Source organism: Burkholderia sp. IT-111MI5, assembly GCF_949752865.1.
Taxonomy (GTDB): domain Bacteria; phylum Pseudomonadota; class Gammaproteobacteria; order Burkholderiales; family Burkholderiaceae; genus Burkholderia; species Burkholderia pyrrocinia_C.
Window position 1 is genome coordinate 85630 of record NZ_CATKIF010000033.1, and the last position, 24282, is coordinate 109911.

Below are 24282 nucleotides of genomic sequence, written 5' to 3' on the forward strand. Positions count from 1 at the left end.
GCCGTGGCGCGGGCAGACGTTCAATAGTCCGAATCTCTCGAAGCGCCGCTCAGATCACGCAGCGGGCCGCGCGGTTGCGCAGCGCGCGAATCGCGCAAAACGCCGTCAGCGCGGACGTCTTCGGGTTGTCGGGCAGCGGCCTGCCGCTCATTTCCAGCGACATCTCGCCGAATGCGCCGCGCGCGGTGAAGCGGTGCACGTTGCGCGCGACGGCCGGATCGGCGATCAGGCGCACGCGCGTCGCATCGAGGCCGAGGCCCGCGAGCGCGACGGTCGCCGCGACGTTCGCGTTCTTCGGATACAGCCGCGCGGCGTCGCGCGCGGTGCCTTCGAAGATCACCTTCTCTTCGGCCATCGTGCGCAGGTCGCACAGTTCCTCGGCCGGCGTGCCGAGCCAGCCGAGCGGCGGCTTGCGGCCGACGTACAGCACTTCGTCGAGGCCGCCCTGCTTCGCGGATGCCAGCGCGTCGATGCCGCCGATCGCGCCCGACAGCAGCGTCAGCGTCGCGTCGCCTTCGTCGGCAGCCTGCGACAGCACGTCGAGCAGCGCGAGATCGGACAGCGCGCCGATCGATGCGACCGCGCAGTCGGTGCCGGCCTTCAAGAGCGGCACGACGTGATCGACGAGCGCACTGTGGCCTGCGCATTCGAGCGCGAACTCGGGGCGGCGGGCCAGTGCGTCGACCGACGACACGACCTCCACCGCGCCGCCCAGCACGCCCTGCACCGCGGCGCGCTGGTGGTCGGGCACGATCACGTGCGCGATGCGCAGCGCCGCATCGTGCTCGACCGCGTGGTACACGGCCGCGCCGATCGCACCGAAGCCGATCATCGCGACGTCGACGGGTGCGTGCGCGTTACGCATACTGGCGCTCCGTGGGCGCTTCCTTCTTCACCGGCGGGCCCGCGAACTGCGACGCAAACGAGCCGACCGACAGCATGTCGACTTCGACCATCACCGGCCCTTCCTTCGCCATCCCGTCGCGCACGATCGCTTCGGCCTGGTCGAGCGACGTGATTCGGTAGTGCGTGAGGCCGAAGCTCGCGCAGAACTGCGCGAAATCTGGCTGGTGCAACTGCACGAAGCAGCGGCGGCCGCCGTAGTGCGCATCCTGGATGTTGCGAATCACGCCGTAGCACTGGTCGTTCATCAACACGATCATCACGTTCGCGTTCTCCTGCACGGCCGTCACCAGCTCGCCGACGTTGACCATCAGGCCGCCGTCGCCGACGAGGCAGACCGTCTTCGCGGCGGCGCCCGCCAGCGCCGCGCCGATGCCCATCTGAATGCCCTGGCCGATGCCGCCGCCGAGCGCATGCACGCCCGCGCGCGGTTCGAAGATCTTCAGCAGGCGGTTGCCCCACGTGCTGTTCGAGATCGTCACGTCGCGCACCCAGTTGTAGTCGCGGCCGACCGCGCCTTGCAGCGTATCGACGAGCTGCTTGTACGGCCCGAGGCCCTTCGCCACATCGGCGACCGCCTGCTCGCGGGCCGCCGCGAGATCGGATGCGAACTGCGGATCGACCGACAGGCGGCCTTCGAGGCGATCGGCCAGCTCGGCCAGCACGCGCTTCGAATCGCCGTGCACGAACAGCTCGTTGCGATAGCCGCGGTTGTCGGCGAGCGCGTCGGCATCGACGCGGAACAGCGGCTGCGGCAGCGCGAGCTTGTACTTCAGCGTCTCGTTGCCGCGCAGGCGCGAGCCGACCACGACGAGTGCGTCGCAGGTCTTGTAGAACGCTTCGACGGACGCATGCACGTTGAACGCGCCGAGCGTCGCCGGATGATCCTCGGGCAGCACGCCGCGGCCCTGCACACTCGTCACGACGCCGAAACCGAGCTTCACGAGGCGTTCGACTTCGTCGCGGGCGTGGCGCGCGCCGCCGCCGAGCCACAGCAGCGGGCGGCGCTTGGCCGCGAGTGCATCGGCGAGCTTCGCGACGCGTGCGGCGTCGTGCTCGCGCACCGCGACGTGCGCCGGTGCGAGGTCTTCCGGCCATTCGATTTCTGCAGCCTGGATATCGATCGGAATTTCGACCGACACGGGGCCCGTCGGCGCGGTCTGCGCGATGCGCACGGCTTCGCGGATCGTCGGCAGCACGGTCTCGACCGTGCGCACGCGGAACGCGGCCTTCGAGATCGCATCCAGCATCGTCAACTGGTCGGGCGCTTCGTGGATATAGGCGAGATCCTGGTCGAGGTACGGCGTCTCGATCTGCCCGGTGATGTGCAGCATCGCGGTGCCGGCCGTCAGCGCCTCGACCATCGCGCCGGCCGCGTTGCCCGCCGCCGTGCCGGTGCTTGTGAATGCGACGCCGAGGCCGCCCGACACGCGGGCCAGGCCGTCGGCCATGTTCACAGCGCCCGCTTCGCCGCGCGCGCCGACATAGCGGATGTTGCCGCGCGAGTTGATCGCGTCGAGGATCGGCATGTTGTGGATCGAGATGACACCGAATGCGGTTTTCACGCCGCACTGCTCGAGAAAGGCGGCAATCAGCTCGCCAACCGTGGTTTTTTTAGACATGGCGTGCAAAGCCTCCAGAAACGTCGATATGGCTGCCCGTCGTGTAGGACGACAGATGCGTTGCGAGATAAAAAAGTGCCCAGGCGGCCTCGTCGGGCTTGCCGAAGCGATTCAGCGGAATGTTCTTCTTGCGTGCGAGCGCACCCGTCCAGTCTTCCCAGCTTTCGCCGGCTCGTGCCTGCGCTTCGTAGCGGCGGCGCCACTGGCCCGACTCGACGATGCCGATCAGGATCGAGTTCACGCGGATGCGCTGCGGCGCCAGTTCGGTCGCGAGCGACTTCACGAGGCTCAGCACGCCCGCCCGCGCCGACGACGTCGCGACCATGTGCGGCTCGGGCTGCAGCGCGAGCAGCGAGTTCACGCAGGTGATCGTCGGCGCGGCCGCATCGCGCAGCAGCGGCAGGAACGCGCGCGTCGGGCGGATGATGCTGAAGTACTTCAGTTCGAGCTCTTCGCACCACGCGTCGTCGGTCGTATCGGCGAAGGTCGACACGCGGCCCTGGCCCGCGTTGTTCACCAGCATGTCGGCACGGCCGAAGCGTGCGGACACCGCTTGCGCGAACGCGGCCACGTCGGCTTCGTCGAGCACGTTGCAGCGCTCGGCGAGCAGTTGCGCGCCCGGATATTTTTCGCCGAGCATCGCCGCGGCGCGTGCGAGTCGGTCGCTGTCACGGCCGCAAATCGCGACCGACGAACCGGCCTGCAGGAACCGTTCGGCCGTCGCGAGGCCGATGCCGGACGAACCGCCCGTCACCACCGCAACCTGCCCGGTCAGATCGATCTGAATCATCGGAGTCCTAACGCCTTCATAAACGTGTGCTCGTCATCCGAGCGGTAATTGAGCCGCCGCGACAACTCCGCCGCCGCGCGCTGCACCTTGTCGATCAACCCGTCCGCGATCAGCGCCGCGTCGATCTCCGGCCGTGGCACCGTCACCGTGATGCACGCGACGATCTTCTGCGTCTCGTTGCGCACCGGCGCCGTGACCACCGAGATGCCGCGCTCGAACGACGAATTGCTGACGCCGTAGCCGCGCAGCGCATCCTCGCGGATCACTTCGTACAACGCATCGACCGTCTCCGGCGTCGCGCTCGTCATCCGGTTCAGCGTGCCTTCCGGATACAGCGAGCGCAGCTCCTTCAGCGACAGATCGCCCATCAGCACGTGGCCGTGCGTCGTCGCATAGGCGGGCAAGCGGGTGCCGACGTTCACGCGGATCGAGCTGAACACCGGCGACTGGCTCTGCGCCTTCGCGACGAACACGACGTCGCGGCCGTCGCGGATCACGATGTGCGTCGTGAAGCCGGTCGCGTCGCGCAGGCTCTCGATCACCGGCAGGCCGAGATCGGTCAGCTCCAGCGAGCTCAGGTATTCGAAGCCGAGCCGCAGCACGGCGATGCCGAGCTTGTAGTTGCGATCCTTGTCCGCACGCTCGAGGAAGCCGAGCGATTCGAGCGTCTGCAGCAGACGGAACACCGTCGTGCGCGGAATGCCGAGCCGCTTCGACAACTCCGGCGCGCCGAGCACGGGCTCGCGCGGCGAGAATTCGGCGAGAATCCGCAGCCCGCGTTCGAGGCCCGGCACCACGTAGCTGGCTTCGGCCTTCCCGTTTTCGGGTTCTTGTTGCAGCGGCTCGCTCATACCAGCCCCCACTGCGTATCGCACTGACGGCAGAACGTGTCGATCAGTGCGGAATAAACGGCCGGCGCTTCCACGTACCCGGCATGACCGGCTTGCGGAATCACCTGCAGCCCGACGTGCGCGGCCGCGGCGATCCGCTCGCATGCGGCGGGCGGCGTGATCGCGTCGTTCGCGCCGACGGCCACGGCCGTGCGGCCGCGAAAACCGGCGAGATCGGCCGCGAGATCGGCGTTCGCGAGCAGATGCGTGGCCTGCGCGTAGCCTGCCGGCACGATGCGCGCCATGTTCCAGCGCACCCACGCACGCGCATCCTCGCTCGCGAAACCGGACAGCATGTTGCCGCTGCGCTGCTCGGCGAGCCCGGCCGGGCCGAGTTCCGCGAGCATCGCGAGCCGCGCGTCGCGGCGCGATTCGCGCGTTTCGGCGGGCGCGCTGCCGTAGCCGCCGGCAGGCGACACCAGCAGCAGGCCGGCGATCCGCGCGGGCATCACGCGGGCGAGACCGCCCGCGACGATCGCGCCGAGCGAATGCCCGACCAGCACGCAGCGTTCGATGCCGAGTGCCTCGAGCCACGCGTTCAGCGACGCCGCGTAATCGGCGGCGGCCGGCGACGCGCCGTGCACGGGCGTCGACGCGCCATAACCGGGCGCATCCCACGCGAGCACGCGCCGCGATGCGCCGAGCGTGTCGAGCTGGCGCACCCACGATGCGGCACCCGAGCCGATCCCGTGCAGCAGCACGACGGGCAGCGCGCGGCCCGCATGCTGCGCGCCGGCCTCGCGATAGCCGATCGTGCCCGCCGCGCCGGCCGCGCAGCGCTGCTCGGGAAACTGCCCGAGCAGCGCTGCGAATGCCGCGGTGCGGTCGCGTTCACGTTTGTCGATGACACTCATTGCTTCACCGGCTCCGTCTCAACGCTTGATCTTCGCGAGCGGCGAATCGGGCGGATACGTCGGCGTGATGGGCTTCGGCGAACCGAGCATCACGCACATCAGCGCGTCTTCCTCGCCGATGTTGATTTCCGTGCGATACACGCCGGGCGGCACCGAGATCAGGTCGCGCTCGCCGAGGATCGCTTCCCACGTCTCGCCGTCGCGTTCGCAGATCACCTTCATCTTGCCGCGCAGCACGAAGAAGATTTCTTCCACGTCGATGTGGATGTGGCTTGGGCCGATGTTGCCGGCCGGGATCACCATCGTCGAGAACGTGAAGTTGCCGGCCGGCACCGTGTTGACGTCCTTCGCGACGCCCGTGCCGCCGGTGCCGACATAGCGCATCTGCGCACGGCGGTACTTCGGGTCGTAGTCGGCCTGGAACTTCAGTGCGTCCCAGTCGTAGCGCCGCGTCGCATAGCGCGCCACGCGCCCTTCCATCCAGTCGTTGAAGCTTGCGCCTTCCGGCTGGTCCCACGACTTGCGTTCGAGATCGGCGTCCGCCATCGTCCTCTCCTTCATTCAGAGTGAAAACATCAATTCATTACGAAGCCGCCGTTCACCGGCAGCAGTTGGCCCGTCACGAAGCGCGCGCCGTCCGACAGCAGGAACAGCACGGGGCCCGTCACGTCGTCGGGCACCTGCGCGCGCGTCAGCGCGCGGCCCTGCATGTAGAACGCGTGACGCTCGGCCGGCACGTAGGCGGTCGCCTCGACTTCGGTCAGCCCCGGCGCGATCGCGTTGACCGTCACGCCGTGCACGCCGAATTCGCGCGCCTGCGCATGCGTCATCGCGATCACCGCGCCCTTGCTCGCGACGTACGCGAGCAGCTTCGGCGCGCCCCACAGCGCGGTGTCCGATGCGAGGTTCACGATCGCGCCGCGGCCCGACTTCGCGAGGTGCGGCAGCGCCGCATTGCTGACGAGCCACACGCCGCGCACGTTCACGTTCATCACGGCGTCCCAGGTCGCGACGTCGAGCTCCGTCGACAGCTTGCCGCCCGAGTTCGTGATCGCCGCGTTGTTGATCAGCGCGTCGATGCCGCCGAGCGCCGCCGCGCCCTGCGCGACGAATGCGTCGACGCTCGCCGGGTCGGCCAGGTCGAGCGCGAAGAAATGCGCAACGTGGCCGGCTGCCGACAGTTGCGCGGCAAGCGCACGGCCTTCGTCGGCCAGCACGTCGCCGAACGCGACCTGCGCGCCCGCGGCGACGAGCGCCTTCACGAACGCCGCGCCGAGGCCGCGCGCGCCGCCCGTGACGAGCACGCGGCGCCCCGCGAGCGACACGACCGGTGCGAGCTCAGCCATTCGCGGGCTCCGAAGCGGCTTGCGCCGCGCGATGCGCGTCGAGCGCGGACAGGTGTTCCTGCGCACGCTGGCGCAGCATCCGGCGCACGCGCGTGATGCCGACGTCGTGCTGGTACAGGTATTCGTGATCGCGGGCCTGCGGCGCGAGGCTTTCGAGGACGTAGCGGTCCTGCTCGAGCACGTCCCAGTGCAGCCCTTCAAGGCGGTTGCGGTACATGAAGCGCCACACGTCGCGCTGCCAGCCGCTGACCTTGCGCGTGCGCCAGAAGTAGACCTGGCAGTTGTCGCCGTCGACCGGCGTCGCGAAGCCGATGATCCCGAAGTTGCCGCCCGGGCCGAACTTCTGCTTGTACGGAATCGCGAGGCGCATCCACAGGCAGCCGGTTTCGCCGAGCTCGACCCAGTCGAAGTTCACGTCGCGCTGGCCGATCTTCTCGAACATCAGGCCGGTTTCCGTCTTGCGCACGCGCATGTCGGCCTGCTTGTCGCCTTCGGCCATCGAGTGCGACGTCGCGTGCAGGTACGCGCCGTGCATCGGGTCCATCACGTTGTCGATCGCGTACTGGTAATTGCACTTCCAGTTCGACACGCACAGGAAGTGGCCGTATTCGTCGGCGACCAGTTCCTCGGGCAGGTTCAGCGGCGCCGGCTCGCCGTGCGCTTCGTCGCCGAACCACAGGAAGATCGCGCCGGCCTTCTCTTCGACCGGATAGGACTTCACGCACTTCATGCCTTCGAGCGGACAGTTCGACACGGCCGGCACACGGTTGACCGTGCCGCCGCCGTCGACTTCGATGCCGTGATACCAGCACGCGATGCTGCCGCCGAGGTTCCAGCCGAGCGACAGCCGAGCGCCGCGGTGCGGGCAGCGATCCTCGAGCGCGTGAACCTTGCCCTCGTGATCGCGCCACAGCACGATCTGCTCGGACAGGCGCGTCAGGCCGACGGGTGCGTTCGACACCTGCCAGCTCGGCGCGACGGGATACCAGTAGTTCTTGATGCCGCGGTCGAGATAGTCACGGACCGGGTCGTGTTGGGAAGCGTGTTGTGCGGGGGGCGTCATCAGTGTGCTCCGGATGCGGTTGTCGTCGGGTCGGCGGATCGCGCGCTCGGCGCGGTCATTCCGCGAGCGCGGCCATTTCGGCGCGGAAGCGCTCCGGTGTCCACGGCGTGCCGTCCGGTGCGCGGAAGCCGATGCGGTTCAGGCCCGCGACGACGTCGTCCAGCTCGGTCGCGCCGGCTTCGAACACGCGTTCGAGCGCATCGCCGAGATCGTTCTCGTACTGGGTCGGCTCGGCCTTGCGGTTCTGCCAGATCCGGTTCTCGACCTGACCGGGGATCTCGATCTGCCCCTTGCCGGCGACGTTGTTCGGCTGCGGCGCCACCCACGGCTTCAGGAAGGGATTGAAGTTGACGGTCGCTTCTTTCATGTCATTCCACCTTGATCTGGATTTCCTCGCCGGCCAGGCGCACCGCGTACTGCTTCAGCGCGCGTCCGCCCGGACCCTTCAGGCATTCGCCCGTCCTGATGTCGAACACGGCCTCGTGCAGCGGGCATTCGACCGTGCCTTCGTCGACGAACCCCTGCGTCAGCAGCGCGTACGCATGCGGGCACACGTTCTCGAGCGCATACACGTCGTCGCCGACGCGATAGATCCCGATTTCGACGCCGTCGGTCCGCTTGAACTCGATCGGCGTGTCTTCCGACAGCGCGCCGGCGTGCCCGGCGCAAATCCATTGTTCAGACATCTCACACCCTTCCTTCTGATCGACTCTCGGTTTGCTTCTTGTTTGTTCCATATTAGGAACATCAGTTTATGGATGGTGATTATAGGAGCGACTTTCCACGAGTAAAACAAAAAGCTGCACGCCCTAGGGAAAACACTGACCGTTGGGTCGGCGATCGTCGCCGCCTACCCTATCAAATGTGATTTTTTGTTTTTGTGACGGGGAGTTATGCCCTTTTTGAAAGCTCCACGCATCGCTGCGGCGCAGCGCTTTCGATCCCATCCGTCCCGAAAAATTTATTTTTGATCACGCGCTTGACACCCCTATACTCCATTCCATCAGAGGCACATCGTTCCTTATATGGAACCCACGAAATGCCCATCCGGCGGTGGAACACGCGAGACGGCCGGCCGTCTCCGCGCATGCCGCCACGGCACGTTTTCATCAGGTTGGAGAGTCAGGAGATCAAATGGTCAAGCATGCGGTAGCAGCAGCAGTCATCGGGATGGGCGCCGCGTCGGGCGCGTGGGCGCAGAGCAGCGTGGTGCTGTACGGCAGCCTGGATGCGGGCGTCGCGTACGTGAACAACGTCGGCGGCCATGCGAAGTGGGCGATGATCCAGGGCAACACGCAGCCCGATCGGTGGGGCCTGAAAGGCAAGGAAGACCTCGGCGATGGCCTGTCGGCGATCTTCCAGCTCGAAAACGGCTTCTATACGAACAACGGCCAGTTCGCGACCGCGAACACGATCTGGAACCGCGCGGCGTTCGTCGGCCTGAGTTCGGACCGCTACGGCACGCTGACGCTCGGCCGCCAGACGCCGCTGTCGTTCGACTATCTCGATCCGCTCAGCACGGCCTACCTGGCGCTGAGCTGGTACGCGTTCCACCCCGGCAACATCGACGGGCTCGCCGCGACCGGCAACGTGCCGTACAACAATTCTGTGAAATACCGCTCGCCGACCTATGCGGGCTTCTCGGCCGCGGCGACGCTGGCGCTCGGCAATACGACGAACTTCTCGACCGGCAAGTCGGTCGGCGTCGCGCTGAACTATGCGAACGGGCCGTTCAAGGCGTCGGCCGTCTACTCGAACGAACACGACCGCTCGATCCTGATCGGCCAGACGGGTATCGCGTCATTCCAGGGGCAGAACACCGCGAACGGCTACATAGCGAACAAGGTCGAGAACATCGGCGCGGGCGCGTCGTACCAGTTCGGCGACTTCCTCGTGCACGGCCTCTACACGCGCACGAAGATGCAGTCGAACGGCTTTTCGGATACGTTCCAGAGCTATGACGCGGGCGTGAACTACCGCAGCAGCGCGTTCAACACTATCGCGGGCGGCGCGGCGACCACGACGCTGGCCGGCCGCCGCTGGACGCAGGTCGAGCTCGGCGACATCTATGCGCTGTCGAAGCGTACGCAGCTCTATGCGAACGTGTTGTATGAACACGGGTCGGGTGGCGCGAAAGCCGCGTTCTTCACGGCCGGCGTGTCGAGCACCGCGAACCAGGTGATCGTGCTCACCGGGATCCACCACTCGTTCTGAGCGGTTTCACGCGTTCGGCGTCAGAAACGACAAGAGCGGCCCGCGGGCCGCTCTTGCTTTTTGCGATGCCGGGCGCGTCGCGAGTCAGAACATCGCGACCTTGTGGCGCGCGTGCGCGAACGTCGGGTCGCTTTCGAGCGGACGATAGTTCAGGCGCTGCGACAGGTCGACCGCCGCACCGCATACGGCTTCGACGAGCCGCTCCTTCTCGCCGGCCTCGCCGATCTCCGAGCGCGGCACCGTCGCGGTGATCGCCGCGACGATCGAGCCCGAATGATCGCGCACGGGCGCGGTCACGGCCGAGATGCCGCTTTCGAACGCCGCCTCGCTGACCGCATAGCCGAGCCGCGCGTACTGCCGCACGCGTTCGTACAGTTCGTCGACGGTGCCCGGCGTGCGCTCGGTGAACTGCTCGAGCCGCTTTTCCGGATAGAGCTGGCGCAGCGCGTCGCGCGTCAGGTCGCCCATCAGCACGTGGCCGTGCACGGTCGCATGCGCGGGCAGGCGCGTACCGACGTGCACCTTCACCGAACCGAACATCGATGCGTTGCTCTGCGCCTTCGCGACGAACACGACGTCGCGCTGGTCGCGGATCAGCAGGTGCGTCGAGAAGCCGGTGGAATCGCGCAGCCGTTCGAGCACCGGCGCGCCGAGATCGGTCAGCTCGAGCGAGTTCAGGTATTCGAAGCCGAGCCGCAGCACGCCGACGCCGAGCCGGAAGTGGCGGTCGCCGTTCACGCGTTCGAGAAACCCGAGCGCCTCGAGCGTCTGCAGCAGGCGGAACGTGGTCGTGCGCGGAATGCCGATGCGCTTCGACAGCTCGGGCGCGCCGAGCACGGGCTCGCGCGCCGAGAATTCGGCGAGAATCCGCAGCCCGCGCTCGAGCCCCGGCACCAGATAGGACGAAGCGCCGCCGGACGATTCGTCGTCGCCGGCAGCGGCAGGATCGGGGGCGTCGCTCATCGTTGTCTTGACCATGTGGACATGGACGGAAGGAAATCAGTCACGAAACAGGTCATGGATCGTCGTGGATATTCAGTCATGCTACTCCAGCGCGCGCGCAGGCTCGCACCCGCGCGCTTCGCCGCGACGCAGCATGCGCATCCGCGACCCATGCAGAGTCATTCACGGTCGAGAGGATAGCAGCGATGGACAGCGCGACGCCATGCGGAAATCGCCGAACGGTGGGAAGACCGCCGCCCGGCCGTTGCCCGCTTCGGGCGGCTGAAAGACGACAAACGGCGCGGCATCCGACGCCGCGTCGCCTACAGGCGCGACAGGTGGACCCGGAGGTTCGCGCGATCGAACGTGAAGCCGCCGGCCGCATCCTGCTCGAGCACCCGTGCAAGGTCGACCGCATACATCCAGCCGCTGCCCAGACGGCCGCCGTTCACGGCCCGGATCCGGCTGCCGCCGACCGCGATCGCGGCATGAAAGACATTGCCGCCGCGGGAGAAACCGACCGCGGTTCCCGCCGGAATGCTGGCGCGCCCGTCCCACTGATCGCCGGTCTCGAAGTTGAACCGCGTCCTCCAGTGCTGACCGATCGTGTCGAGCAGCGTATCGGGCGCGATCATCGCGTCGCCGCGCAGCAGGTACCGGACATAGGCCGCGGCGTCGTAGCAGACGCCGCCGGACACATACTCGTTGATGTCGGCCATGCCGTACATCAGCGCTTGCGCATGTTTCTGCTTTTCGGCGAAGCCGGATTGGGCGACATGGCCGCCTAACTGGGTCAGTTGCATGGGTAGGTCCTTTTGAGGAAGAAAGGCATCGTCGTCCCGCCAACGCAATAACCTCATATCTTATTACGATATCCGCCGACGGCGGCCGGCCCGGGCGTCACGGCGCACGCGCCGCCGACGCCGGTGCGGCGGCGGCCGCGTCGGGATTCGGCGCGAGCCGCAGGCGCACGCGCAACGGCTGCAGCATGTCGGGCGGCGGCGGCTCGGCCAGCGGGCCGCCGGCCGTGAGCAGTTGCCGCAGCGTCGCGTCCGCGTCGGGATCGCCCAGCGACGCGAATTCGACGCGCGTGACGGCACCGTTCGCGCCGATCCACGCGCGCACGACGATCGCGGGCGGCGGCGCATCGGCACTCGCGTTCAGCACACGCGCTTCGAGATAGCGATGCAGCCGGTCGGCCGCGTCGCCGTCCGCTTCGAGCCACGCCTGGAACTGCTGCCCGGCGAGCTGCCCGTAACGGATCCATGCCTGCGGCACGTCGGCCGTTTGCGCGGCGCCCGGCGCGGCACACGCGGCCAGCGCAAATGCGACGACGATTGCCCGCAGCCATCCGGATGCGCCCCACTCCTGCATTCGCTTCATCCCGCCTCCCGTTTCGACGAATCGCCCTGCGCACCGTTTCATGCGCGGCCCTCGCGCGGTCATTCCCGCAGTCATTCGCACTGCGTTCGCATTGCCTTCGTGCTGCCCGGCTGTACCCGCTCACCCGATCTCGATCGGCACATACAGCCGCGTGCCGCCGCGCTGGACCAGCAGCGCGACGTTACCGTGCGCGGCGTCGATCTCGGTCATCAGCGCGCCGATGCTCGCGACCGGCGTGCCATTCACCGACAGCACGACGTCGCCCGGCTGCAAACCCGCGCGGGCCGCCTGGCCGCTCGCCTGCTCGACGACGAGCGCCTCGCCGACGCCGAGCCGCCGGCGCTCCTGCTCCGTCGCCGCGCGCAGTGCGAGCCCGAACCGCGCGGGCCCTTGCTCGCCACCGGCCGACGCCGTGCCGCTGTCGAATGCGCCGACCGTCGTGACCACGTGCATCGCCCGGCCCGCGCGCCACACGAGCAGGTCGGCCTGCCGTCCGGCACGCATGCCCGCGACCGTGCCGAGCAGGTCCGCCGATTCGGCGACCGGCTTGCCGTCGACCGCGAGCAAGACGTCGCCCGCCTGCAGGCCCGCGTGCGCGGCCGGGCCGTCCGGCTCGACCATCGTGATCAGCGCGCCGTCCGGGCTCGCAAGGCCGAACGAACGCGCGAGCGCCTGGCTCACTTCCTGCACGGCCACGCCGAGCCGGCCGCGCGTGACCTTGCCGGTCCGCAGCAACTGGTCCTTCACGTCGAGCGCGATGTCGATCGGAATCGCGAACGCGAGCCCCTGATAACCGCCCGTCTTCGAGAAGATCATCGAGTTGATTGCGATCACGCGGCCGCCGAGGTCGAACAATGGGCCGCCCGAATTGCCGGGGTTGATCGGCACGTCGGTCTGGATGAACGGAATCGCGCGCTCGCCGGGCAGCGAGCGCGATTTCGCGCTGACGATGCCCTGCGTGACCGTGTTCGCGAACCCGTATGGCGAACCGATCGCCATTACCCAGTCGCCGACCTCCGTGCGCGCGGGGTCGCCGGTCTCGACGACCGGCAGGTTGTGCGCATCGATGCGGATCACCGCGACGTCGGACACGGGATCGCTGCCGATCACGCGGCCCTTGAACTGGCGCTTGTCGGTCAGCTTCACGTCGATGTTGGTCGCGTCGCCGACCACGTGCCGGTTGGTCAGGATCACGCCGTCCGCGCTGACGATGAAACCGGAGCCGAGGCTCACTTCCTCGCGGTTCCCGATCACGCGCCGCGCGAGAAACGGCGCGAGCGGATGATCGGGCGCGATGCCCGGCGGCAACTGGATGCCCATCTGCGTGACCTCGCGCGTGACGCTGATGTTGACGACGGCCGGGCCGACACGCCGGACCAGCGCGGCGAAGTTCGGCAGCGCGACGGTCGGCGGTGCGGCACCCGCCTGCGCGGAACGCTCCGCGGCCTGCGCCGTCGAGCATGCGCACGCGAACGCGAGCACACCCGCGATCGCCCGCAACACCACCGCCCGGCCCGTGTGCTTGCCCGCTTTCATGTCGCAGTTCCTCGTCGGTTCGCGCCACAACGCCGCCGGCCCGTCGATGCCCGCGCCGCGCCACCAGCCGTATGCCTCACTTCGGCGGCACCGCGACCGGCGCATCGGGCCGCTGCGGCGTCACCGACCGGCCCCAGTTCGAGCCGAAGCGGTTCCGCTCGGTCGACAGGTTGAACGTGCCGAGACGGTTCGACGGCTGCTTCGACAGCCGCTCCGAATCCGCCTGCGATGCGCCCGCCTGCGGTTCGGCCTTCGGCTTCAGTTGCTGGCTCAGGCAGTCGTACGACAGCGCGCGCTTGCCGTCGACTTCCGCATCGACGCATACCGGCTTCGCGGCCGAACCCGGACCGGCCGGCGCGGGCATGACCGCACTCGCCGCCGCGCGGCTGCCCTGCGCGTGCACGCCGGCCGCCAGCAGCAGGCAGACGATCGTCGCGATTCCGTTTCGTCGCATCTTCATCCGCGGCTCCTTCAGCGATGGCTTCATCGCGCTCGCGGTGCCGAGCTCACACGCTCGCACCCGACGCTTGCGCACGCGCCAGAAAGCGCTCGAACGCCGCGCGATCGGACACGTCGACGGTCGCTTCATGCGCATCGGCGTGCTGCGCCCATGCATCGCGCATGCCGTCGACCGGCCGCCATGCATGCACCTGCGCGCCGGTCGGATACGGCGTGACGAGCGGCTCGCGATAGTCGACGCGAAACAGCGGCGGCGCGTCGCTGCCGGCCGCCCACAGATCGCCGACGTCGCGCACGCTCGCGTCGAACCAGAACCGCACCCAGCGCACCGTGGGCGCGCACGCATCGCCGGTCGACGCGTCGGCGCCCGGCGTAGCGACGCCCGACGTGTCGACGCCCGGCGCATCCGGCACGCGCAGGAAGCCGGCCAGCACGAGCAGCACGGCCGCGAGATCGTCGTCGCGCAGCATCCGGTACGACCAGAGATCCGCGACGTCCACGCAGGCGATCACCGCGATGAAGCGGCCGATCGTGAGCGCGGGCCACACGCGCCGCATCAGCGCGTAATGACGCGGCCACTGCGCAATGAAGCGCTCGCGATGGAGCGCGGCGACCTGCGCGTCGCGCGCGCCGCGTATCGTCGGCTCATCCGGCTGATACTGGCGCGTCGTGAGCACGCACTGCGCGGAGCACCGCGCGCTGCGGTGCCGCGCATAGCCTCCCGCGCCGGGCAACGGCTCCAACGCGCCGAAGCAAAGCGGACAATGCGTCGGCCATTCGCCGGGCCGGCCCGGCCACGGGTTCGCCTTCGGCATGCGCGGACGGTCGGACGCGGCGGCCGGGCGGCGCCGCGCCGGCGTGCGCGCGTCGGGGGCCGCGACGCGCGGCGTCGAACGGACAGGTGCCATGAGTGTGCCTACCGGGCCGACGCGAGCGCTTTCTTCAGCGCGTCTTCGTTGATCGGCGCGTTCGCGGCCAGCTTCGCCAGATACGCCTGCGCATTCTGCTGCGTGCGCTGCGCGCGCAGCATCGCGCGCAACTGCTCCTTCACGTCGGCCAGCGGACGCGGCGCGGCCGCACGCACGTCGATCAGCTTCACGACGTGAAAGCCGGCCGGCGTCTGGATCGGTGCTGAAACCTGGCCCGGCTTCAGCGCGTCGGCCGCCTGCCGGACGGCCGGCAGCATCGACTGGTCGGGCACGAAACCGAGATCGCCGCCGTTCGCGGCGCTCGCCTTGTCCTGCGAATTCGCCTTCGCGAGCGCCGCGAAATCGCCGCTGCGCGCGCGGTTCGCGAGATCGGCCGCCTGCTTGCGCGCCTTGTCGAGCGTCGCGGCATCCGCGTTCGGCGGCACCGCGATGTAGATCTGCGCGACGTGCAGCGCGCGCGGTACGGTGAACGCGGCACGGTTCCCGTCATACGCGGACTGGATCTCCGCGTCCGACGGATAGTCGGCCGGCGGCGCACTCACCGACGTCAGATAGCTGCGCACGACGATGTCGCGCTGCGCCTGCTCGACGGCCGCCTGCACCTGCGCCTGCTTGTCCCAGCCCTTCGATTTCGCCTCGGCCAGCACCGCCTTCTGTGCCAGCGTCGAACGCACGACCTGGTCCAGCGCCGCGGGGTCGGCTGCGAGGCGCTCGCGCCCTTCGGCGCTCACCGCCTTCAACAGCCCCGCGATATCGGCCTGCGTGACCGACGCCTGCGCGGCGTTCGCGATCACGTCGTCCTGTGCGTGCGCGACGAGCGGCGCGCTCAGCGCGAGACTGCCCGCCAGCATTGCCAGCGTCTTCACTTTCGTCATCATGATTCGACAGCCCTCTCGATTACTTTTTTGAATTGCGCACACCGTCCGTCGCGCGATGTCCGCGTCGTTCCGTTCCTCGCCGGCCCGCGCTAGCGCATGCCGGTCAGCGTCACGCGCATCACGATCGGCTGCGTCATCCCGTGCGGCGGCGCCGTGCCGACCACGCGGCCCACCAGCGCGTCGCGCAGCGCCGCGTCGACCGCAGGATCGCTGGCCGGCGCGCTGTCGACCCGCGTCACGCGCCCACGCCGGTCGAGCCATGCGCGCACCGGCAGCACGGGCACGTCGTCGCCGGTATCGGCGAGCCGGTCGGCCCAGCGCCCGAGGTCGGCGCGCAACCGGCACACGGCTGCCTCGTCGCCGTCGAGCACCGCCCGCAGCGCTTGTGCTACGCCTTCCGCATACATCACCCACGCGACGGGGGCGTCGGCGGCGGACGTCGGCCCCGGCCGGCCATCCGGGGGCCGGCCATCCGGGAGCAGCGCGCGCAGCGCGGCGGCGATCCGGCGGCCGACGCTACGGCGGCCGGCGCTCCCGCTCGCGGTGTTCATGACTGCGCGGCGGCCTCGCGTGCAGCCGTAGCCGGAGCCTCGGACGGAGCCGCCGCCGGTTCGCCGGCCGCCGCACGCGCCGCCGCTTCCTGCTCGGCCATCGCGGGCCGGTTGCGCAGGTGCAGCAGGAATTCCTGGATCAACCGGTCCCACAGCTCGATCGTCGAGCGCAGGTAGCGCTCGGACACGCCGCCCGCGACGACGACGTCCATCTCCAGCGCGAGAAACGCCCCGTGGCTCGCGAGACGCGCAAAGCGCTTGGTGCGGTTCCAGTCCGCGACGAGTTCGGCCGGCAATTCGCCCTGCACCTGCAGCACGCACGACAGCGTGTAGTCGATATACGGAAGCGCCGCAGCCTGTGCACCGACGCCTTGCGGCACGAGCGCCGTGACCGGGTTGCCGAAGCGCACCGCGAAACCGATGCCCTGGCTCGCGCTCATCAGTTGCACCGTGCCGTTCTGCTCGGCGGCCGTCACGCGGTAGCCCGCGCGGCGCAGCACGTCGGCAAGACGTTCGGCGCTGATCGCCTCGATCGGCGCATCGTGTGCCGCGCGTTCGTCGCCGGCGTTCGGTTGCTGGTCTTGCATGTCTGTCTTCTCCGTGTTCAACGAATCGGTCGGTTCAAGCGCGGCTTCGGGCCGTGCACTCACTGCGCGCTCGCCGGCGCGGCCGACGCCGGTGCCGCAGCGGCCGGACGTGCGGCCGGGTCGTACTTGCCCGCATACAGCGCATCGCCGTAGCGTTGCGCGAGATCGTCATACTTCACGCGCGCCGACTGCGCGAACGGCTGCCGCGACGAGAAGAACGTGCCGATCCCGACGTGCTCGTATGCATCGAGAATCTCGTGCCCCACGCGATATAGCTCGGCATTGTGTGCCTGGCAGGTTTTCAGTTGCGTGTCACGCGCAGCAATGTCTTTCTGCAGCTGCGTGTGCTGCGCATCGCGGGCGCGCGACACGGCGAGCAGGTCCTCGTAGGACGACTTGTATTTCGCCAGCGACTTCGCATCCTGCTCGCGGCCCGCACGCTCCTGCGCGAGCGCGCGCTTCGCGGCCGCCTCGGCGCCCGAATTGCCGCGCGCCGCCGCCAGCTGCCCCTGCAACGCCTTCAGTTGCGCGAGCGCGTCGTCGCGCTGCTTCTCGGCCGCCGCCTTGTCGCTTTGCAATTGCGCCTGACTGTCCTGCAACTGGCGCAGCTCCTGCACGGTCGAGCGCAACTGGCTGCGCAGCTTGTCCTCGATGCTCTGCGCGTGCGCGCCGCCGGCCGCCAGCAGCAGCACGGCGGCCGCACCGGCCGCGAGCATCGTGCGATAGGTCGTGTTCATTCGCGGCTCCGGTCAGAAGCGAGCATTGAGCTCGATCTGCAGCACGTCGATCGATACCGGCGGCCCGTACACTTCCTTCGAGCTCAGGTAGCGGGCCGACACCCACGTGTCGCGTGCGACCGCGTATGCGGCGCCGATCACGTAGCCGCGCGCATTGGTGCCGCCGAGATGGAAGTCGGGATCGTTGAACGCGTCGAGCACCGCGTCCGGCTGCAGGTACTTGTACGCGATCGAGAAATTCCACTGGCCCTTCTCGCGCGGCTCCGGCTCGCCGATCGTCGCCTTCGCGAGGAAGCCGTTCGGGCCGCTGCGATAGTCGGCACGCGTCGCGTTCACCGACGTCGATTCGTAGTTGTTGACCGGCAGCGACGCCGCCGCGAACGCCTTGTTGTCGTTGTACGCGAGGTTGCGCACGTATTCGCCGTCCAGGCGCAGCTTGAAGCGGTCGGCCACCACCGTATCCCACTGCGCCTTCAGGTCGAGCAGCCGGTAGTTGTACGCGAGCCCGAAGAGCTGCGGCTGAGGTGTCATCCCCGGCGCGAGGTTCGGGTTCTGCACGATGTTGCGCAGCGCGATCAGCGTGTTGCCGCCCTGCATGAACGCGGGTGCCTCGTTGTCCGTGTTGCAGCTTGTCGCACCGAGATACAGCGCGCACGGCGACGACAGCGTGCCGCGCATGTTCTGGAAGTCGTAATACGCGACCGCGCCGCGCAGCCGGTTCTTCGCATCGATCTTCCAGTCCGCACCGAACTGCGCGCCGAACATCCATTTCGTGTCGCTGCCAGCCTTGTCGGTGCTGTTCGACGGGAAGTTCTCGCTCGTGTACTGGATCGGGAACACGCCGAGCGTGCCGAACAGCGTGACGTCGGGATTCCACGGCAGCGCATGGCGCAGGTTCGCGGCGAGCCCGTCCATCATCAGGTCGTCGGAGAACACCAGGTCCGACTTGAAGAACGGATTGTCGAAGCGGCCGGCCGTCAGGTTCAGCCACGGCGTCGGCCGGTACGCGAAGAACGCCTTGTTCAGCCAGATGTTCTTCTTCGCGAAGCCGCCGCCGGCGGTGGCCGTCGTCGACACGGGCCCGTTGTCGTTGCCGCTCGCGAGCTGGATCCCGGCGATCATTTCGTCGGACAGCGTCGCCGTCACGCCGAGCCGCGCGCGGTAGCGCAGCAGGTTGTTGCGGTTCTGCGTGGTGTTCTGCGTCGGCAGCTGCGTGGTGTTGGTGTTCGGGTTGATGTCGAATCCGCCGCCCTGGTTGATCGCCGCGAAGTTCGTCACGTTGTTCGCGTTGCGGCTGCCGTAGAAGTGGTATTCGTCACGCACGCGCAGGTCGCCGTCGAGCTTGATGCGCGACACCCAGTCGGGGAACGTGTTCGGCTGCGCCCAGTTCTCGGCCTTCGCCTGCGCGATCACTTCCTGCTTCACCTGGTCGCGGATTTGGTCGCGCACGAGCTGCGGCACGTACGGCACCGCGACGTCGCCCGGCTGCGTCGGCGGGTTGACCACGGCGGCACCGGCTACCACCGGCGCGCCGGACCCACGCGCGGCCCTCGCCTGCACGGCTTCCGTGCGCGCCTCGCTGATCAGCTCGTTCGCGTTCTGCTGCGTCAGCACGCCGCGCTTGACGAGCAGATTGATCAGGTTGATCACCACGCTCTCCGTCGGCGCGGCCTTCCCCGATGCCGCCTGCGCCTCGAGCGATTGCCCGTGCGCGGCGGACGCGCACGTCAGCCCGAGCGTCAGCACCGCCGCGCCGACGCGCGACAGGCGCGCGGGCAGCACGCCGTTGCGGGGCACCGCACCCCATCCGTTCATCTTCCGAATCATCGAAGCACTCCGAACAATTTTCGTTTCTTTTCCGGCGGCTTCCGTGCAACGGCGCCGCCCCATGATTGATTCGCCGTGTCGCGCACGCGTCGTCATGCCGGCTTGCGCCCCTGGAGCCTGACGAGCACCGGATACGCGGTCGCGGGCGGCGGCACCTCGTCGACCCTGCCGAGCGCCTCGACCGCCGCGATCACGGCCGCGTCGATCTTCGCGTCGCCGGTCGACTGCGCGACCGTCACCTTCGTGATTCGCCCGGATGCATCCATCCACAGGTTCAGGCTGCCCGCGAAGCGCGCACCGCCAGCCTCCTGCACGCCCTTGTCCTGTTCGATCGCGCGCTGCAGCACGTACACCATGTATTGCGGGTAGCTCGCATTGCCGAACTTGCCGCCCCCGCCGCTGCCGATCATCCCCGAGCCGTCGCCCGCGCCGATGTTGAAGCTGTCGGTGCCGGCCTGCGCGGGCGCATTCATCGTCATCTGCTTCGGCTGGTTGTCCGACGGCTTCGGCGCCTCGGACGGCTTCGGCGCGATCGTCGGCCGCTCGACCGGCGTCTTGACCTCTTCCTTCACCTTCTCGGGCGGCGGCTTCTGTTTCGGCGGCGGCGGGGGCGGCGGCAGCGGAATCACCGTCGTCACCTGCGGCGCGCTCACGCGCTTCACGCCCGCAGTATCGCCCGCGAAATGCCAGATCAGCGCGGCCAGCCCCGCGAGCACGAGCGCGATCGCAACCGGCTTCACGAAGCGGCCGGGGCCTTTCTGCGGCGGGCCGCCGTTATAGGTCATTTCCATCGCGCTAGCCGCCCTGCTTCGCCTTGCCGGTCACGAGCCCGACCTGCGACAGGTCGAGACGGCGCAGCAGGTCGAGCACGTCCATGACCTTCTGGTACTGCACGGCCGCATCGCCCTTCAGCACGATCGGGAATTCCGGGTTGGTCGCCTTCTCGGTGCGCAGCCGGCTCTCGAGCTCGTCCATCGTCACCGGGTATGCGTCGAGGAAGACCTGCCCCGAATCGGCGACCGTGATCGCCTTCGTCTTCGGCTTCGCGAGACTCGCTGACGAGCTCGCCTTCGGCAGATCGACCTTGATGCCCTGCACCGACGCGGTCGTCATGATGATGAAGATGATCAGCAGCACGTACGCGAGGTCGAGCATCGGCGTGATGTTGATGTCGTCGTACGGCTTGTCGTCGTCCTGAACCTGCATGGTGGTCTCCTGCGTGCGTTCAGTCGGCCAGCACCGCGTGATCGGGCGTGCGGTGCGCTTCGGCGAGTCGCGTGACGAATTCGTCGACGAACACCTGCATGTTCGCGGTCACGTTCTTGTTGCGGATCAGCAGGTAGTTGTAGCCGAACAGCGCGGGAATCGCGACGAACAGGCCCGTGACGGTAGCGAGCAGCGCGGCCGCGATACCCGGTGCGATCGCGTTCACGTTGACGTCGCCGGCCGCCGCGATCGCCGCGAACGTGATCATCACGCCGACCACCGTGCCGAGCAGCCCGAGGAACGGGCCGCCCGAGATTGCGATCGTCAGCAGCACCATCGATTTCGACAGCCGCTGGTTTTCGCGCACGAGCGTCGCGTCCATCGACGCGCGGATCGCCTCGATCGATTCGGACGTGATCACCGTTCGGCCGTTGCCGTCCACGCGGCTGTGGATTTCATGCACGCCGGCCTTGTACAGCCGGTACAGCGACGACTGGTACAGCCGGCGGCCGTCGTCGCTCGCTTCGTCGACATGCGCGAGACCGACCAGGTGTCGCCCGGCCACTTCGCGAAAGCGCTGCACGAAATACTGGTTCGCCTTGTCGACGGTGCCGACGTAGCGCGCCTTCGTCCACATCACGATCCACGACACGAACGCCATGCCGAGCAGGATCGCGATCACGACCCATGCGTCGACGGTCACCGACTGCACGATCACGCCGAAGTAGCCGAAGCCGAAACCCGACTGCTTCTCGTCGGCGCCATACGCGACGAGCTTCGATTCCGAGCCCTGCGCGAGCGCGTCGACAGCGAGTGCGGCCGGCGGGCGCGCGACCTTCGACAAGCGCAGTTCGTCGAGCGCGCCCGCGTAGGCAGCCAGGCCGGCCGGCGCGCCGGTCGCGTCCGCGCCGATCGTCGCCGTGCCGTTCAGCGCGGGCAGCGTCGCCGCGACCTGCGCGGCCTGCTTGCCGTTCACGTAGACGGTCAGGTTCCTGCCGTCGGCCGTGACGGCGAGATACGTCCACTGGTTCGCTGCAACCGGCGCAGCGGCCGGCGTGCGCACCGGCGCCGGGCTGCTGGACGCGCCGTCGACTTCCGCGAACGGCACGCCGTTGTCGAGACCGATCAGCAGCGCGTTCGCGCCGTCGCGGCGGCTGTACAGCACCGTGTTCGGCGCCAGCGCCGACGGCTTCACCCACGCGCTGAACGTGAAGCTGCCGCCAGCGGCCAGGTTCAGCGACGGGCTCGCCGGCAGCGTCAGCGACCCGCTGCCGTCGAATCGCGCGCCCTTGCCGACGATGCCGTCCTCGACCGTGCGGAACGACGCGTTCTGCGCGTTGTTGCCGTATGCGGTCGCATCCTTCGGCGGCGCACCCGCCGCACCGTTGAAGTGATAAACCAGCGTGTAGTCGGCATCGAACGTCTCGGCCGGCTTGCCGCCGTCCGGCGCCTTCTTGTTGCCGTAGTACATCCAGATCGACTCCGCGGCGCCGGCCGGCATCTTCGGCACGTCGACCCAGACCAGCGCGACGCCGAGCACCGGGTCGTATTGCTCGATGTGGTAATTCAGCGGCGTCTTGTCGTCGGCGGCGACGAAGCGGATATCGGCGCCGTTGTCGGCCAGCCCGTCGAACTGGAAGTTGCCCGAATGCAGACGGATCAGCAGTGGCACGCGGCCGGCCGAATCGGCGAGATTGGCGCCCTTTGCGCTCGCGTCGATCGTGATCGTCTTCCGGTACGACCAGTCGTTCTGCCACCATGCGTTCGCGATGCCGGGCAGCACGCCGAGCATCACCGCCAACAGGAAAAACAAGACTCGCTTCACGATCCACTCCCCGAATGTGCGGGCGCCGCGTTCGTCGCATTGCCCCGGCACGATCAAAAAAATTCCGTCAGAACCCCAGCCGTACGTAGAAATCGAACCGCGGGCTGTATTGCCGCGTATAGACGCCCGCCTTCAACGGCCAGCCGGCCTCGAAATCCGCGCTCGCGTACTTCATGATCTGCAGCCGCGTGCCGACGCCGACGCTCATCAGGTTGAAGCGCGACGTCTGCTCCGGCAGCGGACTCAGCAGCCACAGATGCGCGGCGTCGAAGAATGCGTGGAAGCGCCACTCGTTCAGGCGGCTGCCGACCGCGCCGCCGAGCCACTTCGCGAGCGACGGGCTGCGCAGTTCGAGCGACGCGATCACGCCGCTGTCGGCCGTGTTTTCTGCCTGCATATAGCCGCGCACGCTGTTCATCCCGCCCGCGGCGAACTGCTCGCTCGACACGAGCGGCGAGTTCGAGATCTGCGCGCTGACGTGCCCGTTGGCCTGCATGTCGTTCGCGAAGCGCTGCGTGTGGTTGACGTCGAACTTGCCGTACACGAAATCGGGCGTCGCGTTGTAGCGCTTGTTGTCCCACGCGCCCCAGTCGCTGCCGAGGCCGCGGATGTTCGTCGTCAACGACGCGGAGAACGACGTCTGCGAGTTCTTCAGGCTGAGCTGGCCGTTGTACGAGAACGTCACCGGCACATAGGTCAGCGGCGCCGTGGACGTCTGGCCCACCAGGCTCACGTTCTCGTCGTAATGCTTGCGGTCGATCTCGATGCTGACCGAATGCGCATAGGTCTCCGTCGCCGGCAACGCGTAGATCGCGGTGAAGCCGTAGGTCGTGCCCTTGCCGAGCACGTTCGTGCCGCCGACCGACGCGACGTTGCTGTCCGAGTGCACGACCGTCGCGAGGAAACTCCAGCGCGAGTCCCTGATCGGCGCGAGATACGAGAACGCGTAGACGCGCGCATCGTTCGGATGCTGCGGCGCGATCACATAGGTGCCGGAAATCACGTGACCGAGCTGCCACAGATTCGAGTAACTGAGGCTCGCGCTCGTGCGCAACGTCGACGTGCCGGGGCTGTTGTCGTTGTTCAGTTCGAGCGTGCCGTGCAGCGGGCTGTAATCGTCGACCTTCAGGTCGACGTCGACCGTCTGCGGCAGCGCGCCCGGCTTGAGTACCGGGATCACCTGCCGGTCCGCCGAGCGGTTCAGGTCGGTGAGCTGCTGCTGCGCCTGGTTGAAATCGGGCACCTGGCCTTCGGCCAGCGCGGGCACCGCATCGCGGATGTTCTGGGGCGAGTTGTATTTCGCGCCGTCGACGCGCAGGCGCCCGACCTTCGCTTCGGTCACCTGCAGCAGGATCACGCCGTTCTTCACCTGCTGCTGCGGCAGCTCGACGACGACCGATTGATAGCCGCGCTCCTGGTACGCCTTCTGCAACGCGTCGCGTGCCGCGTTCACGTCGGCGAGCGTCCGGCCCGGCCCTTCGAACGGGTACACGGCCTTCTCGATCTCGATCGGCGGCAGCGTCGTGTTGCCGCGCACCACGAAGGCGTTCACGTCGAACGTCTGCGGCGCCGACGGTGCCGCTTTCGCGGCCGGCGCGGCGGCTTCCTGCGCATGAACGCCCGGCGCGAGGCCCAGCCCTCCGACCAGCGCGGCGCCGGCCAGGCATCGGCAGTTCAGCCGCCATCGTTCGCGTGACTTGCGGTCTACTCTCGGCGGCATGCGCCATTCCCCTTTGTTGT

At 68.3% G+C, this 24282-nt stretch carries 26 protein-coding genes; 1 reads left to right on the forward strand and 25 read right to left on the reverse strand.

Annotation, left to right across the window (positions count from 1 at the left end; genetic code table 11):
- Positions 1-49: 49 nt before the first annotated feature.
- The 10 genes from ACM6JT_RS22275 to ACM6JT_RS22320 are packed head-to-tail and all read right to left on the reverse strand — an operon-like array spanning position 50 to position 8154.
- A complete protein-coding gene (locus tag ACM6JT_RS22275) occupies positions 50-865 on the reverse strand; it encodes an aspartate dehydrogenase (protein ID WP_414857305.1) in 816 nt (271 codons plus the stop codon).
- On the reverse strand, positions 858-2525 hold the full coding sequence (locus ACM6JT_RS22280; protein ID WP_407972167.1) for a thiamine pyrophosphate-binding protein: 1668 nt from the start codon (positions 2523-2525) through the stop codon (positions 858-860). Before ACM6JT_RS22280 ends, ACM6JT_RS22275 begins: the two co-directional genes overlap by 8 nt.
- Positions 2518-3315 (reverse strand): SDR family oxidoreductase, encoded by a 798-nt coding sequence (locus tag ACM6JT_RS22285; protein WP_414857306.1) that lies wholly within the window; start codon positions 3313-3315, stop codon positions 2518-2520. Before ACM6JT_RS22285 ends, ACM6JT_RS22280 begins: the two co-directional genes overlap by 8 nt.
- Entirely contained in the window at positions 3312-4166 is an 855-nt protein-coding gene (locus tag ACM6JT_RS22290; protein WP_131949451.1) for an IclR family transcriptional regulator, read from the reverse strand. Before ACM6JT_RS22290 ends, ACM6JT_RS22285 begins: the two co-directional genes overlap by 4 nt.
- Complete coding sequence (locus ACM6JT_RS22295; RefSeq protein ID WP_175747500.1) at positions 4163-5059, reverse strand: alpha/beta fold hydrolase; 897 nt, start codon at positions 5057-5059, stop codon at positions 4163-4165. Before ACM6JT_RS22295 ends, ACM6JT_RS22290 begins: the two co-directional genes overlap by 4 nt.
- An 18-nt stretch (positions 5060-5077) precedes the next feature.
- Positions 5078-5605, reverse strand: coding sequence for a cupin domain-containing protein (locus ACM6JT_RS22300; RefSeq protein WP_034180369.1), 528 nt, complete (start codon positions 5603-5605; stop codon positions 5078-5080).
- Between the two features lie 29 nt (positions 5606-5634).
- Positions 5635-6405 carry an SDR family oxidoreductase gene (locus ACM6JT_RS22305; RefSeq protein ID WP_414857307.1) on the reverse strand — a complete coding sequence of 257 codons (771 nt, stop codon included), beginning with the start codon at positions 6403-6405 and terminating at the stop codon, positions 5635-5637.
- Positions 6398-7468 (reverse strand): Rieske 2Fe-2S domain-containing protein, encoded by a 1071-nt coding sequence (locus tag ACM6JT_RS22310; RefSeq protein ID WP_414857308.1) that lies wholly within the window; start codon positions 7466-7468, stop codon positions 6398-6400. The genes ACM6JT_RS22305 and ACM6JT_RS22310 overlap by 8 nt, the downstream gene beginning before the upstream one ends.
- A gap of 55 nt (positions 7469-7523) precedes the next feature.
- Positions 7524-7835 carry a recombinase-like helix-turn-helix domain-containing protein gene (locus ACM6JT_RS22315; protein WP_034180372.1) on the reverse strand — a complete coding sequence of 104 codons (312 nt, stop codon included), beginning with the start codon at positions 7833-7835 and terminating at the stop codon, positions 7524-7526.
- 1 nt (position 7836) lies between these two features.
- On the reverse strand, positions 7837-8154 hold the full coding sequence (locus tag ACM6JT_RS22320) for a non-heme iron oxygenase ferredoxin subunit (protein WP_027789384.1): 318 nt from the start codon (positions 8152-8154) through the stop codon (positions 7837-7839).
- Between the two features lie 448 nt (positions 8155-8602).
- Here ACM6JT_RS22320 and ACM6JT_RS22325 point away from each other — a divergent pair, with 448 nt between their 5' ends.
- Positions 8603-9682, forward strand: coding sequence for a porin (locus ACM6JT_RS22325; RefSeq protein WP_131949447.1), 1080 nt, complete (start codon positions 8603-8605; stop codon positions 9680-9682).
- 84 nt (positions 9683-9766) lie between these two features.
- Here the strand turns inward: ACM6JT_RS22325 and ACM6JT_RS22330 are convergent, their stop codons facing one another.
- The 15 genes from ACM6JT_RS22330 to ACM6JT_RS22400 all read right to left on the reverse strand — a co-directional run bounded on the left by ACM6JT_RS22330 (position 9767) and on the right by ACM6JT_RS22400 (position 24262).
- Positions 9767-10660, reverse strand: a complete 894-nt coding sequence (locus ACM6JT_RS22330) for an IclR family transcriptional regulator (RefSeq protein WP_034180374.1) — start codon at positions 10658-10660, stop codon at positions 9767-9769.
- 287 nt (positions 10661-10947) lie between these two features.
- Complete coding sequence (tecA, locus tag ACM6JT_RS22335; RefSeq protein ID WP_243712478.1) at positions 10948-11484, reverse strand: type 6 secretion system effector deamidase TecA; 537 nt, start codon at positions 11482-11484, stop codon at positions 10948-10950.
- A gap of 40 nt (positions 11485-11524) precedes the next feature.
- The gene (locus tag ACM6JT_RS22340) at positions 11525-12007 is read right to left on the reverse strand and encodes a YbaB/EbfC family DNA-binding protein (RefSeq protein WP_414857309.1); all 483 of its coding nucleotides are present in this window, start codon (positions 12005-12007) and stop codon (positions 11525-11527) included.
- A 120-nt stretch (positions 12008-12127) separates the two neighbouring features.
- Positions 12128-13543: a Do family serine endopeptidase gene (locus ACM6JT_RS22345; protein WP_414857310.1), complete on the reverse strand. Its 1416-nt coding sequence runs from the start codon at positions 13541-13543 to the stop codon at positions 12128-12130.
- Positions 13544-13619: 76 nt separating this feature from the next.
- Positions 13620-14003 (reverse strand): hypothetical protein, encoded by a 384-nt coding sequence (locus ACM6JT_RS22350; RefSeq protein ID WP_034180377.1) that lies wholly within the window; start codon positions 14001-14003, stop codon positions 13620-13622.
- Positions 14004-14049: 46 nt separating this feature from the next.
- Positions 14050-14910: a hypothetical protein gene (locus ACM6JT_RS22355; RefSeq protein WP_414857311.1), complete on the reverse strand. Its 861-nt coding sequence runs from the start codon at positions 14908-14910 to the stop codon at positions 14050-14052.
- Between the two features lie 8 nt (positions 14911-14918).
- The gene (locus ACM6JT_RS22360) at positions 14919-15809 is read right to left on the reverse strand and encodes a peptidylprolyl isomerase (protein WP_414857312.1); all 891 of its coding nucleotides are present in this window, start codon (positions 15807-15809) and stop codon (positions 14919-14921) included.
- An 89-nt stretch (positions 15810-15898) separates the two neighbouring features.
- Entirely contained in the window at positions 15899-16360 is a 462-nt protein-coding gene (locus ACM6JT_RS22365; protein WP_414857313.1) for a hypothetical protein, read from the reverse strand.
- A complete protein-coding gene (locus ACM6JT_RS22370) occupies positions 16357-16947 on the reverse strand; it encodes a YbjN domain-containing protein (protein ID WP_414857314.1) in 591 nt (196 codons plus the stop codon). Before ACM6JT_RS22370 ends, ACM6JT_RS22365 begins: the two co-directional genes overlap by 4 nt.
- 59 nt (positions 16948-17006) lie before the next feature.
- On the reverse strand, positions 17007-17684 hold the full coding sequence (locus ACM6JT_RS22375) for a hypothetical protein (RefSeq protein ID WP_414857315.1): 678 nt from the start codon (positions 17682-17684) through the stop codon (positions 17007-17009).
- A gap of 12 nt (positions 17685-17696) precedes the next feature.
- Positions 17697-19511 (reverse strand): putative porin, encoded by a 1815-nt coding sequence (locus ACM6JT_RS22380; protein ID WP_414857316.1) that lies wholly within the window; start codon positions 19509-19511, stop codon positions 17697-17699.
- 92 nt (positions 19512-19603) lie between these two features.
- Positions 19604-20302, reverse strand: a complete 699-nt coding sequence (locus ACM6JT_RS22385; RefSeq protein WP_414857317.1) for an energy transducer TonB family protein — start codon at positions 20300-20302, stop codon at positions 19604-19606.
- Between the two features lie 4 nt (positions 20303-20306).
- On the reverse strand, positions 20307-20717 hold the full coding sequence (locus ACM6JT_RS22390; protein ID WP_027780971.1) for an ExbD/TolR family protein: 411 nt from the start codon (positions 20715-20717) through the stop codon (positions 20307-20309).
- Positions 20718-20736: 19 nt separating this feature from the next.
- Positions 20737-22542, reverse strand: coding sequence for a DUF2341 domain-containing protein (locus tag ACM6JT_RS22395; RefSeq protein ID WP_414857318.1), 1806 nt, complete (start codon positions 22540-22542; stop codon positions 20737-20739).
- A gap of 67 nt (positions 22543-22609) precedes the next feature.
- The gene (locus tag ACM6JT_RS22400) at positions 22610-24262 is read right to left on the reverse strand and encodes a ShlB/FhaC/HecB family hemolysin secretion/activation protein (RefSeq protein ID WP_414857319.1); all 1653 of its coding nucleotides are present in this window, start codon (positions 24260-24262) and stop codon (positions 22610-22612) included.
- Positions 24263-24282: the final 20 nt, after the last annotated feature.

Coding starts and splice junctions, on each gene's coding strand:
- ACM6JT_RS22275 (WP_414857305.1), bottom strand. CDS start 865: ATGCGTAACGCGCACGCACCCGTCGACGTCGCGATGATCGGCTTCGGT.
- ACM6JT_RS22280 (WP_407972167.1), bottom strand. CDS start 2,525: ATGTCTAAAAAAACCACGGTTGGCGAGCTGATTGCCGCCTTTCTCGAG.
- ACM6JT_RS22285 (WP_414857306.1), bottom strand. CDS start 3,315: ATGATTCAGATCGATCTGACCGGGCAGGTTGCGGTGGTGACGGGCGGT.
- ACM6JT_RS22290 (WP_131949451.1), bottom strand. CDS start 4,166: ATGAGCGAGCCGCTGCAACAAGAACCCGAAAACGGGAAGGCCGAAGCC.
- ACM6JT_RS22295 (WP_175747500.1), bottom strand. CDS start 5,059: ATGAGTGTCATCGACAAACGTGAACGCGACCGCACCGCGGCATTCGCA.
- ACM6JT_RS22300 (WP_034180369.1), bottom strand. CDS start 5,605: ATGGCGGACGCCGATCTCGAACGCAAGTCGTGGGACCAGCCGGAAGGC.
- ACM6JT_RS22305 (WP_414857307.1), bottom strand. CDS start 6,405: ATGGCTGAGCTCGCACCGGTCGTGTCGCTCGCGGGGCGCCGCGTGCTC.
- ACM6JT_RS22310 (WP_414857308.1), bottom strand. CDS start 7,468: ATGACGCCCCCCGCACAACACGCTTCCCAACACGACCCGGTCCGTGAC.
- ACM6JT_RS22315 (WP_034180372.1), bottom strand. CDS start 7,835: ATGAAAGAAGCGACCGTCAACTTCAATCCCTTCCTGAAGCCGTGGGTG.
- ACM6JT_RS22320 (WP_027789384.1), bottom strand. CDS start 8,154: ATGTCTGAACAATGGATTTGCGCCGGGCACGCCGGCGCGCTGTCGGAA.
- ACM6JT_RS22325 (WP_131949447.1), top strand. CDS start 8,603: ATGGTCAAGCATGCGGTAGCAGCAGCAGTCATCGGGATGGGCGCCGCG.
- ACM6JT_RS22330 (WP_034180374.1), bottom strand. CDS start 10,660: ATGGTCAAGACAACGATGAGCGACGCCCCCGATCCTGCCGCTGCCGGC.
- tecA (WP_243712478.1), bottom strand. CDS start 11,484: ATGAGGTTATTGCGTTGGCGGGACGACGATGCCTTTCTTCCTCAAAAG.
- ACM6JT_RS22340 (WP_414857309.1), bottom strand. CDS start 12,007: ATGAAGCGAATGCAGGAGTGGGGCGCATCCGGATGGCTGCGGGCAATC.
- ACM6JT_RS22345 (WP_414857310.1), bottom strand. CDS start 13,543: ATGAAAGCGGGCAAGCACACGGGCCGGGCGGTGGTGTTGCGGGCGATC.
- ACM6JT_RS22350 (WP_034180377.1), bottom strand. CDS start 14,003: ATGAAGATGCGACGAAACGGAATCGCGACGATCGTCTGCCTGCTGCTG.
- ACM6JT_RS22355 (WP_414857311.1), bottom strand. CDS start 14,910: ATGGCACCTGTCCGTTCGACGCCGCGCGTCGCGGCCCCCGACGCGCGC.
- ACM6JT_RS22360 (WP_414857312.1), bottom strand. CDS start 15,809: ATGATGACGAAAGTGAAGACGCTGGCAATGCTGGCGGGCAGTCTCGCG.
- ACM6JT_RS22365 (WP_414857313.1), bottom strand. CDS start 16,360: ATGAACACCGCGAGCGGGAGCGCCGGCCGCCGTAGCGTCGGCCGCCGG.
- ACM6JT_RS22370 (WP_414857314.1), bottom strand. CDS start 16,947: ATGCAAGACCAGCAACCGAACGCCGGCGACGAACGCGCGGCACACGAT.
- ACM6JT_RS22375 (WP_414857315.1), bottom strand. CDS start 17,684: ATGAACACGACCTATCGCACGATGCTCGCGGCCGGTGCGGCCGCCGTG.
- ACM6JT_RS22380 (WP_414857316.1), bottom strand. CDS start 19,511: ATGATTCGGAAGATGAACGGATGGGGTGCGGTGCCCCGCAACGGCGTG.
- ACM6JT_RS22385 (WP_414857317.1), bottom strand. CDS start 20,302: ATGGAAATGACCTATAACGGCGGCCCGCCGCAGAAAGGCCCCGGCCGC.
- ACM6JT_RS22390 (WP_027780971.1), bottom strand. CDS start 20,717: ATGCAGGTTCAGGACGACGACAAGCCGTACGACGACATCAACATCACG.
- ACM6JT_RS22400 (WP_414857319.1), bottom strand. CDS start 24,262: ATGCCGCCGAGAGTAGACCGCAAGTCACGCGAACGATGGCGGCTGAAC.